Annotated in this window: 4 protein-coding genes; all 4 read right to left on the bottom strand. The window is 39.5% G+C overall.

What is annotated here, in order from left to right; all coding sequences use genetic code 11:
- Nucleotides 1–9 precede the first annotated feature (9 nt).
- Nucleotides 10–4,563, bottom strand: coding sequence for a glycoside hydrolase family 70 protein (locus LG375_RS00520; RefSeq protein ID WP_225745064.1), 4,554 nt, complete (start codon nt 4,561–4,563; stop codon nt 10–12).
- Between the two features lie 426 nt (nt 4,564–4,989).
- Complete coding sequence (locus tag LG375_RS00515; RefSeq protein ID WP_225745063.1) at nt 4,990–9,474, bottom strand: glycoside hydrolase family 70 protein; 4,485 nt, start codon at nt 9,472–9,474, stop codon at nt 4,990–4,992.
- A gap of 273 nt (nt 9,475–9,747) precedes the next feature.
- Entirely contained in the window at nt 9,748–10,770 is a 1,023-nt protein-coding gene (locus LG375_RS00510) for a glycosyltransferase (protein WP_002884005.1), read from the bottom strand.
- A 33-nt stretch (nt 10,771–10,803) separates the two neighbouring features.
- Nucleotides 10,804–12,084, bottom strand: a complete 1,281-nt coding sequence (locus LG375_RS00505) for a carbohydrate-binding domain-containing protein (protein ID WP_225745062.1) — start codon at nt 12,082–12,084, stop codon at nt 10,804–10,806.
- Nucleotides 12,085–12,284: the final 200 nt, after the last annotated feature.

Below are 12,284 nucleotides of genomic sequence, written 5' to 3'. Positions count from 1 at the left end.
TTCAATCTATTAGTTTAACACTCTAGGTGGGTAAGCAATACCAGTCTTATCAAAGTAAACGTAGATTCCTGGTTGGATTTCTATCCATGTGCTGATGGCTTTCTTACCACTATCACCATAGTAATAGCTAATACGACCATTGCCAGCAGTTACCGTTTGTCCTTTTACTTGTTTACCATCTTTAGCGAAGTAATAGGTATCAGCACCGATTTTAACTTCACCAGTTACTGTCTTACCATTAGAACCAACATAATACCAATTGTTATCACCTGTTGTGAAGAATTCATTAGTCAAACGTTCACCTGTTGCAGCATCGTACTTGCTATAGGTACCATCTGCATTCTTAACAACGCCACCTTTAACTTGACTTCCATCTTCTTTAAAGTAGAGGTGTTGTCCATTGATAACTTGAGCACCTGTAACAGTCTTACCGTCAGCGCCTGCATAGTACCATACATTTCCATCAGTTGTGAAGAATTCGTTAGTAACTAATTCTCCAGAACCTTCTTTGTACTTACTATAAGTACCATCTGCATTCTTAACAACGCCACCTTTAACTTGACTTCCATCTTCATTAAAGTAAAGTTTTTGACCATTGATAACTTGAGCACCTGTAGCGGCAACACCATTTTCATCAAAGTGATACCATTTACCTTCAATGTTTCTCCAAGTGTTCTTGATAGCATTACCAGTGTGTGCGTCAAAGTAATAAGTTTTACCTTTAAAGGTTACTAATTTATCTTTAGCTTGGAAACCGTCTTCTCCAAAGTATTGTGTGAAGCCATCAATAACCGTAACACCTTTGGCCATGACACCTTCATTAGTGAAGTAACGGAATTTCACAACCTTAGACTCTTTACCGTCTTTAGTTTCAGTAACATCAAATTTAGTGTAACCGCCCTTATACATTTGACCCTTAGTGTTGTAAAGGTAGGTATTACCATTAGCATCAACATAGTAGGCATTACTCAACATGATACCGTTTGGCAAGAAACGATAAACGTCTTTACCATTTGGTGAGTATTCACCGTTTGTAATCATGTGACCACGAGCATCGAAGTAATAGGTGTTACCATTGAAGGTTACAAAGGCAGATTTAGCTTGAGTACCACTTGTACCGAAGTAAGTGATTCCCTTACCATCACTTGAGAATCCAGTAACAACCTTTTCTTTACCTGTCAATTGAAGAGGAATGAAGTTACCATCTTTAGTGACTGTGAAGTATTTACCAGTTGCTTCATCGCTAAGTACGTAGCCAACACCACGTTCAAGAACGTTTGTTCCGTTGAAGTATTCGGCCTTCCATTGTTTCAATTTAACAGAATCATCAATTGGTTTACCAGTTGAGATCATGTTTACCTTGAACATTTCAGGGTATTTAGCTTTAAGTTCAGCCAAGAATTCACCACCGTATTTAGCTTGGTAATCTTTGCCTGATGACTTAGAGTTAGCCACATAAAGTGAATGGTCGATGATAGCGTCCGCAATCGTACGTCCTGCACCATCAGTACGAGTTGCAGTTACGACTTCTTTACCTGGCAATTGGTAAATTTGGTCTGGAACCCAGTCAGCGATCGCTTGGATACCAGCCTTGTGAAGTGCTTTAAGCGCATCTCGTAAATCTTCTTTAGAACCGTATTTATTGTTCTTACTCATGGCAAGATCGTAACGGTCTGCAAAGGCATAACCATTTTGGATAACTGAATCAAGGAAGGTACCATCGTCAGCAGAAACAAATTGAGGTGCCATTTCAAATGATGTTACGCCCCATGATTTGAACAAATCAACATTTTCAGCAATCTTACGGTTAGTATAAACTGAAGGATCTGAACCATCTGGAATAGTTTGGAAGTTAGAGAATCCTTCGTAGATCAATTGTGAATCATAAGCTTCAGTCGCTTTAAGAGTCAACTCTCCTTCTTTTTTAGCTTCTGTTGAAGGCGCTACTCGAATATCTTGATCATCTGAAGCTCCAACTGGAACCCAAACTGCTACGAAACCAGACATATCAAATGTTTCATAACCCTTAATGTCATTCGCACCGAAAGTCAAGACACCGTTGCTATCTGTTTCTTTCACGTAACCTGCTGCGATTGCATCTGCATCAGATGTAAAGTTCTTGATACCATCAGCTGTACCAACAATCAAAGCACGGTATTTTTGGTTGGCATGGATTTTACCCATTTCAACGTTTAATTTAGCTGATTGATCCAAAGTCAATTTTGGATTGTTAGCTACAAGTGTTACCTGACCAGATGTACGGCTGTATTTAGAACCTTCTGTATCATCAGCTGTCATGATGTCTTTACCATAACGTACTGAAGCATAGACTTCATTTGTACGGTAGAGTTCAACATCTGAATTGTCCATCTTACCATCAGTTGGCAACCAGTATGAACGTTGAGCTTGTCCACCAGATACATACTTGATACGATTCTTCATCAAGTTAACAATGGTATCGTAGTATGGAGACTTAGTTTCCATGTAATTACCATTATCTGTATAAAGGTCTCCATAGTAGACACGAGTGATTGTTTCCATGTTTTGCAACATAACAGCGTATGCTGCTGGGATGTTGTTCAAGGTATATTTTTTGTCGCTGCTGAGCATGTCTTTGTTATAAATCTCAAAGGCTTGCTTCATTTCAGCATCAGTGATTGTGAAACCATCTGATTTTGGATTGATTTCTTTCTTGATGATTTCAGCAATAATATCTTGAACGTTGTTATCATGGGCACGGATAAAGACGTAGTTTCCTGACGCATCTCCGTATTTCTCGTTGTATTTACCGATTGTAGACTGTTTAACTGTTCCGTCTTCGTTATAGGCCTTGCTTCCATCTTTGTTAATCCAATCAGTCTTTTCATCACGTTGTGTCGTGTTGAAAGTATTGTTATACAAAGGACTTACAGCCGGTGTACGTTCTTTGATTGGTTTAGCCAATGAGAAGAGGAGAGCCAAACGTTGTTTGTTTTCCATAGCAAGCGCAGCGCCATCTGTCTTGTCATTGTAGTGGTTGTCATTAAGACTCCATGCTTCAAGGACTGAGATGTGAGCAAGAGCGTTTGCTTCAGATTTGTTAACACCATAGTACTCACGGAAGTAGTTTGTGTAGAGTTGAAGCATGTCTGCATCGACATTATCTACCGCGTCGACACGGATACCATCGAAGTTAGCATCCTTGTCACCCATAACGATTGAACCCCAGTTCATAAGGTAGTGGATTTGGTTCAATTGTTCCGCTTGAACAACTGGGTTTGACAAATCTACGTCATTAGCTAGCAAGAAGTCGAAACCACCCATGTGGTTTGGATCTGATTGCTCATCAAGAATTGATTTATCAATTGTACCAGTCCGGTTAGTTGCTGTACGGTTCAAAAGACGATAGTTAGAGTTCGCCCATGGTGTACGTGAATCATTTACATAAAGAAGGGCACCACCTTGAAGGTGATCTTCGCCGCCACCTTTAGAGTAGTTTTCAGTTTCTTTGTTCCATTGTGGTTGTGTCTTAACAAAGGCAGAGATAGTTTCACGCAACCATTGTGTTGATTTTTCAGCCTGAATCTTTTGTTCAATCTTAACTTGGATATCCTTAGCAGCAACATTCAAAGTTTCTTGCTTATCTGTGCTAGTGTATTTAGCATCCAAGTTAAATACTTTAGACATGTAGTTCAAGTAGTTAACTTGTGTATCTACATTTGGCCACCAAGCCATCAAAAGTGGACGGAAATCTTCTGCAGTTGATGCTTGCCAAGTTACACCATCTTTGATGATAGAAGCTGGACGGTACCAGCTATCTGCAGTCAAATAACCATCAATCAATTCAAAGCTAGCTTCAGATGAATCGTAGGCACGGTTATTTATTGAGAAACCATCAACAATATTTGTTGTTCCTGGTGTGAAAGAGTATGTTGATGAGCTTGTAAGGGCACCATCTTTACCGAAGTAAAGCAATTGACCATTTACAGTAATGGCAAAGTTTTCTTTGTGTGAACCATCTTCATTAACATAGTAATATTTACCATCAATGTTTTTGATGTTTTTCAAGGAAAGCGCAGCTTCTACTTCTGAATCTTTCAAAGCAGCTTCTGGCGCTTTAACTTCTGTGTTTACAACTTCAGCCTTCACTGTTGCTGGTTGTTCTTCTGCTTTTTCAGTTGTAACAGCTGGTGCATCTGTTGTCACAACTGCTTCTTTATTTGGAACAGCTGCCACCGCTACATCAGAAGTTGTTGCTGTTGTAGCTGCTTCAGCTGTTGCTTGTGTGTTCGTTGTAGTTGCTGTTTCGACGGCATTTGTTTCTTTAGCAGGCGTTAAAACATCTGCTTCTTTTGTATTTGTACGTTTATCGACTTCTTTGGTTGCTTCTGTAGAAGTAACTAAATCGGCTGTTGTATCTAAATTTGGTTGAGTTACTATCTTATCTTGAGTTTCATCCGCTGAAACTGAAGATGTTGTTGCAGACAATCCTCCTACGACAGTAGCAAGTGCTGCAGAGGCAACTGCAATTGTGACCCATTGCTTCTTAACTTTATGAAGCTTATAGTGTACCTTATTTTCCATTATAATTTTCCCCGTGATTTTATTTGTCAAAATCAGACTGAAATCTATCCGATTTCAAACAATTACATTATATCATTATTTTCTAACTATTTCTCGAATTAATTGTTTTTTTATAAATTATATGTAACATAACAGCAACATTAGAAAAGTTTTGTAACACACCTATTTCATAGGCTTTCAATTCTCATTTTCATATCATTTGATAAGTAAAACTATTTTCTATAAAAACCACTAAAACCCTTGATACAATGGCTTTTACAACGATTCTGACTCAAAATTGATATTTGTCAGATTTTTTTCTTTAAGGAGCAAAAAAAGGCAAAATTTCTTTAAACGATTCTCGTTTTCAAGAAATTTCACCTATAAATTCATGTCAAATCATATCGTTTTTCACTTAATCTCTCAGATTAAGATTAGATTGATTGATTATTTATCAAAATCAGCATAACCATTTTCATCGAAGAAGACAGTCTTACCGTCTTGGAAAGTGATCCATGTGTTTGTCACACGTTCTCCAAGAACTGATTCGTAGTATTCCACTCCTTTTGGTGTGCTGATTGGGCTACCTTTAACTTGACGTCCCAAATGATCAAAGTAATACTCTTTACCATCGATATTTTGGCGTCCTGTTACAGCCTTACCATCTTTGAAGTAGTACCAAACATTGTTACCAGTTGTCAAGAAACGGTTATTGAGACGCTCCCCTGAATCTTTATCATAGTAAGAAAGTGAACCATCAGCATTCTTAACAAAGTCACCTTTAACTTGGCTACCATCTTCTTTGAAGTAATAGTTTTTACCACCAACGCTATACGCACCTGTCACGATTTCACCATTATCTTTGGCGTAGTACCATGTCTTACCACCATCAAGAGTGAAGAAATCAGATTTAACTTGGCTTCCATCAGCATTGAAGTAATAGTTAAGGTGGTCAATTGTTTGACGACCTGTGGCGAGGTTACCATCCTTATCAGCATGGTACCACTTGCCGTTTACTTCGAAGAACTTGTCTTTAACCTTGTAACCATTATCTACAGTGTAGTAGCTAATCTTGCCATTTTCAGTAACAAATTCACCTTTAACTTGGGCACCATTTGCACGGAAGTAGTATTCGTGACCATCCAAAGTAAGGGCACCTGTCACATTTTTACCAGCTGCATCACGGTAGAACCATGTTGAGCCATCTGTTGTGTAGAATTCACCCTTCTTAGCTTGTGCATAGCCTTGATCATTGAATTCATACCAGATACCATCGATTTCAGCCCAACGATTTGTGTAGGCATTACCTGAATTTTTATCGAAGAAGTAGAGTTTTCCGTCTGGAGTAACATACTTAGTACCTTTAGCTTGGAAGCCATTTTCATCAAAGTATTGCAATCCTCCACCAGCATGAGTCAAGCCAACAGCCATTTCTCCAGTTGGTGAAAAATAACGGAATTTAGCTTCTGTTTCTGAAGTACCTTCTTTCGGTACATCGAATACAAAGTAACCATCTTTGTACTGCTCACCAAAGCTACCAAAGTAATAATATTTACCATCCTGTTGATAAATAGAATCACGAAGCTGGATACCGTTTGGCAAGAAGAAATAAGTCTTACCATCGACATCTTGACGACCAGTTAACATATAACCTTCTTTATCGAAGTAATAGTAATTTCCAGCATATTTAATGAAGGCATTCTTAGCTTGGAAACCACTATTATCAAAGTAGGCCATACCCTTACCATCATAGTAGAAACCTGTCTTACCACCTTGGTCCGTCAAAGGTTTTGGCAAGAAGATGCCATTATCAGTAACTTGATAATAGCGACCCGTAGCATCGTTACTGAGAACATAACGATTACCACGACCCAAGATATTAGTACCATTCATGTACTTAGCAGACCATTGCTTGATTTTAACAGATGGATCAATCTTCTTACCAGTTGATATCATCACATCTTCAAACAACTGTGGATATTTCTTTTGGAGCTCATCAAGGAACTCACCACCATATTGAGCTTGGAAGTCCTTACCTGATGATTTAGAATTTGCAACATATAAAGTGTTATTGATATAAGCATTGGCCTTTGGAGTACCATAACTATTAGCACGTGTTGCTGTTACAACTTCTTGTCCTGGCAATTGATAAAGTTGATCTGGAACCCAGTCAGCAATTGCTTGAATACCTTGCTTGTGAAGCGCCTTAAGTGCATCACGAAGATCTTCTTTAGATCCATATTTGTTATTCTTACTCATGGCAAGGTCATAACGGTCAGTAAAGGCATAGCCATTTTGGATAACAGAATCAAGGAAAGTACGGTCATCAGCCGATACAAATTGAGGAGCCATCTCGAATGATGTGATTCCCCATGACTTGAAGAGTTCCGCATTTTCTGCAATCAATTTATTAGTATATTGGCTATCTTTTTCAACAAAATCTTGGAAGTTTGAGAAACCTTCATAGATAACTTGTGAGTCCAATGCTTCAGTAGCAGAAAATGTCTTGTCAAGTTTCTTATCTGAACCTTTAACACGGATATCTTGGTTATCAGGCGCACCTACTGGTACCCAAACACCAAGATAACCTCTCATATCAACAGTTCGATATCCCTTGATTTCATCTCCACTGAAAGTCAAGTTCCCTTCAGCATCGGTGTATTTAATTTTTCCAGCTGCAGCTGCATCATTCTCGTAAGTGACAATTCCCTTATCAGTACCAAGAAGTAATGGACGGTAGGCTTGGTTAGCATGAAGTTTACCCATGTTAACTTTCAACGTACCATCACCCAGTGAGAAATCCTGATTATTGGCAATAAGTGTCAACATACCAGAATGTTTACTTGTTTCTGCTACACCCGTAGTTTGGTCAGCAGTCATAATATCTTTACCGTAACGAACAGATGACAAGATTTCTTTTCCATTGAACGTGTCGACTTTCATCGATTGTCCACCTGAAACATATTTCATACGGTTCTTCAAGAGCGTTGTGATAGCATCGTAGTAAGGAGACTTGGTAGCCATATATTGGCCGTTATCCGTATAAAGATCTCCATAATAAACACGAGTTACCTGCTCCATATTTTGAAGAATCAAAGCATAGGCAGCTGGAATATTGTTAATAGTATAACGTTTTTCTGCCTTCTTCATATCTTCATTATAGATTTCAAAGGCACGTTTCAATTCAGCATCAGTCATGGTATAACCATCTGATTTTGGATTGATCTCTTTTTGAACGATATCACGAATGATATCTTGAACAAGGTTATCATGAGCACGCGCAAAGATGTAGTTAGCTTGTGTATCTCCATACTTACTATTATTTGTACGGTCTGTCAAACTGCTAGTAATCAAATCTTTCAATGAAGAGCCTGATCCATAAAGTGCACCCATAATTGCATAACGAAGGTTATTATCCATGGCAAGGGCTGCACCATCATGTTTTTGATTATAAGCATTATCATTTAAATCCCAAGCTTCAAGGATAGAAATGTGAGCGAGTGCATTGGCTTCAGATTTATCCACACCAAAGGCTGCTCGGAAGTAGTTTGTATAAACTTGGAGAAGGTCTGCATCAACATTATCAACTGCATCAACACGGATACCATCAAAGTTAGCATCCTTATCACCCATAACAATTGATCCCCAGTTCACAAGATAGTGAATTTGGTTCAACTGCTCAGCTTGCACAACTGGATTTGAGTTATCAACGTCATTGGCAAGTAGGAATTCATAACCACCCAAATATCTTCCTGTACCATTTAGAGAACCATCTTGGTTACTTGGTGTACGGTTAAGCAAACGGTAATCAGAATTTGCCCAAGGTGTCTTGTCATTATTGACATAAAGAAGAGCTCCCCCTTGAAGGTGGTCAGCAAGGGTATAGTTTTCAGTTGTAGTATTCCACTGGTCTTGTTCTTTTACAAAAGACTCAATTGCTTGACGAAGCCATTCAGTTGATTTTTTAGCTGAAATTTCTTGTTCAATCTTAATTTGAATTGTCTTAGCAGCTGCATTCAATTCAGATTGACTTTGGCTGGTTGAATAAGTTGCGTTAAGGTTAAAGTGTTTAGAGAAAGTATTGAGGTAGGCAACTTGTGTATCTACATCAGGCCACCATGCCATCAAAAGTGGACGAAAGTCTTTCTCAGTTGATACACGCCATTTTTCACCATTTTCCAAAATAGTGACTGGACGATACCAGCTGTTTGGTGTCAAGTATCCATCTACCAACTCGAAGCTTTCTTTCTTAGAATCGTAAGCACGATTATGTGAAGAGAAAGCATCAACTAGATTAGTTGTACCTGGTGTGAATGAGTGTGTTGATGTGCTTGTCAAAGCACCGTCTTTACCGAAGTAAAGCAACTGGCCATTAACTGAAACAGCAAAATTTGTTTTGTATGAACCATCTTCCTTGACATAATAGTATTTACCATCAACTTGTTTGATGTTGTCCAAAGAGAGTGCTGCTGTTTCTTCTTTTTCAGTAACACCAGATTTTGGTTTTTCAGCTACTGTAAGCGTTGTATCTGTTGCTACAGTTGCATTTGCTGGTGTTTCTGTAGCACCATTAGCTACTGCTGCACGATCAGTCGCTGCTGGTGCTGCCGCATTAGTAGTTGTATCAGTTGTAGCCGTTGCTGGTGCTGGAGTTGGAGTTGCTACAGTATCTGTAGTTGCTGCCTTGTCATTTGTTACTGCTGTAACATCTGTCGTAGCAGTTGCTGCTGGAGTCGCTACTTCATGCGTTTCGACCACAACATCGCTTTCAGCTGTCGTAGTAGCAACTGGTTCTGTTGTTTCATCGGCTGAAACCTTTTGATTAGCTACTGTAGCACCACCTACAATAGAGGCAAGTGCTGCCGAAGTGACGGCAATCGTCACCCACTGCTTCTTAACTTTGTGAAGCTTATAATGTACCTTTTTTCCCATTTTAGGTCCTCTTTTCATTTTCCTAGTTTGAATGAAATCTACATAATTCAAACAATTTCATTATAGCATATTTTTTTCAGCCATTTCGAGTCTTTATCAAGTCATTTCAATTTTTAATCATAATGTAAATTGAAAAACATTTTGACAATCATTAAAAACTACCGAATGTCGAAAACGGTAGTTTTTTCTATATTTTTAGGAAAATTTTTAGAGGTAATTGAGAGGTAAATAAACTATCTCTATTCAATCAGTTAGCGATTTTCAAGTCAGCTATTAAGCAAAAACCACATTATGTTGGACCCTGTAGCTAACTAAAAAGAGCAAGGTTTCTGTAACTAGTTTTGCCAGAACCAAGCCTAAACCAATAGCAACTAGACTACTAAGTAAGAAATAGTTACAGGCCAGGAGGACCAGGACCAACATAAAGTAACGAACACTCGATCTAAAGAGGGAGCTTGTCGGATTAAAGACCACATTGGCGTTCAGCAAACACTGGCTGGAAGCCGAAATCACACGAGCTAGCACGACCGAAAGGAGCAGATTCTTCGTCAAGGCAAAGAGCACAAATAAGGCTGTTGCATCAATGACTGAGGCCAAGACGGCCGTGCCAGAGAACTTTAAAAAAGGGCTGTAAATACGGATGGAATCACGAATAGGCCGAAAGTGTGAACTTTTATTTTCCTCCAGATAAACGGTCTCGATAGGGACTTCAGAGATTTGATGGCCTGACTTTTTGGCTTCAAGCAACATATTAAACTCGTACTCAAAACGATTGCCATCCAGATTAAGAAGCCATGGAATCAGGTCGGTTGACATGCCTCGAAGCCCTGTCTGAGTATCTGTCACCTTTTGGCCAGTTACTAGACGGAAGAGTCCAGCAGTCACCTTATTTCCAAAGCGGCTACGTGCTGGCACCTTACCAACAAAGGCACGCGCACCCAAAACAAGATGACTGGGATTTTCCTCGATTGCCTTGGCCACACGGACAATATCTTTAATCAGATGTTGACCGTCACTATCAACTGTGACAATAGGTTGAGCCGAAAGGTGCTGACTGACTACTTCTTCTTGAATGTGAGCAAAGGCTGTCTTGAGAGCTGCTCCTTTTCCTTTATTGATAGGATGGGTAAGGACAGTCGCTCCAATAAAAGCCGTTTCGTCGTAATAGTCGTTATAGCCTGGTCCACTCCCATCATTAACAACAATAATACGGGCTTTAGGGAGTTTTATGGTAATATCTTGAACCACCTGAATCAGGCGTTTGTCTGGTTCATAAGCTGGAATAATAATATACATAGGCACTTCCTTTCTGTTTCATCCTATGACTCTTTAGTGACCTCCTCCAAAGCCACCTGGTTGTCCACCACCTTGGGGACCACCTCCACCTTGAGGGCCACCGCCTCCAGGCATTGAGTTTTCAATCTTAGTTTGTTTTTCACCATTAATAGTAATGTCACCACCGGTATAGGTCGCTGAACCATCGAAGTCAAAGCCAGACTGACCAGTCAAATTAATCGTTCCACCCGATACAATAATATCGCCGTTAGAATCGATTGGGTCGGTATCACCCTCACCAACCTCAACATTTAGGGTTCCACCGGTCATCTTAAAGAAAATCTCACTTTGACTGGCATTAGCATTGGCCGCATTGACACCATCATCCGTTGCATAGACATCGATATTTCCACCATTGATGGTCACAGATTTACCCTGGATACCTTCGGTTGATTTTTCAACCTTGTAAGTACCACTATCAATAATCAGGTCACCGGACGCATGAATACCGTCGTCACCAGCCTTAATGGTCATGGTATTGTCAGATAGATAGATGGTACCTACTGAGGTGTCGTCATCATTATCGACCTTGACACCATCTTCTTCAGCCTCAATGGTCATAGTTGTTCCTGTGATGTTGAGTTCATCATTGACATTGAAGGCATCACCGACTGAGGAAATCTTATAGGTACCGCCAGTCATATGAAGGCTGTCATTGGCTTTAATACCGTTATTTTTCTTGGCATCAATGTTAAGAGTACCTGACCCATTAATGGTCAAATCTCCCTTAGAGAAAATCACGGCATCCGCATCTTCATCACTGTTAGAACTTGAATCAGAGAGGGTGCTAGTGGTTCCATCTTTAAGCGTTAGGTAGACATGCCCAGCTTTTGTAGCGTTGATTGGTGCCTTTGTATTTGTCATGGTAGCACCATCTAGAACAATATGGACATCATCTGAATCCCCAGCATCCACCTTGATTTGCACACCATCAGATTTTCCAGAAATGACGTAAGTCCCAGCTTTGGAGATGGTTACGGTTGAATCTGATACCGTTACGCCATCACCTGAAACATCCGCAGATGAGCCTGATAACTTAATCTTAGAGGCAGAACTTTCATCATAAGATGTGTCCGAGTCTTTTGAAGTGAAATAGTTGCTGTTGTTATTAGTCGTTTTCTTACTAGTTGTTGCGGTTACAGCACTTGTTTTTGATGTCGTGCTTGACGTCGTCCCCGTTGATTGACTGTTTGATTGGCTACAAGCTGTCATGACTGTTAGGGCTGTCGCACAGGTTACTAAAGTCGTCCATTTTTTTAGTTTTTTTGATTTCATATCTTTTTTTCCTCTCGGATTCGTTTTGATGATTACAGTTTACGGGACTTAGCTAAAACATTTCTGAAGGTTAACTAAAACTTTTCTTAAGTTAAGTTTGGTGAAAGTTTGACTTAGGCCTTCTTTCAGAAAAGTCCCATAGACTAATAGGCGAGCAAGTAAGTACTATATAAAATAGTACATTTGCCCTCAACTTAATT

This window comes from Streptococcus sp. Marseille-Q3604 (assembly GCF_916619785.1).
Taxonomy (GTDB): domain Bacteria; phylum Bacillota; class Bacilli; order Lactobacillales; family Streptococcaceae; genus Streptococcus.
Note: the sequence above shows the minus strand (reverse complement) of the source record. Positions and strands in the feature narration are given on the sequence as shown.

What these genes read in the sequence shown, in the direction of transcription:
- LG375_RS00510 (WP_002884005.1), bottom strand. Translation starts at nt 10,770, where the DNA reads ATGTATATTATTATTCCAGCTTATGAACCAGACAAACGCCTGATTCAG.
- LG375_RS00505 (WP_225745062.1), bottom strand. Translation starts at nt 12,084, where the DNA reads ATGAAATCAAAAAAACTAAAAAAATGGACGACTTTAGTAACCTGTGCG.
- LG375_RS00520 (WP_225745064.1), bottom strand. Translation starts at nt 4,563, where the DNA reads ATGGAAAATAAGGTACACTATAAGCTTCATAAAGTTAAGAAGCAATGG.
- LG375_RS00515 (WP_225745063.1), bottom strand. Translation starts at nt 9,474, where the DNA reads ATGGGAAAAAAGGTACATTATAAGCTTCACAAAGTTAAGAAGCAGTGG.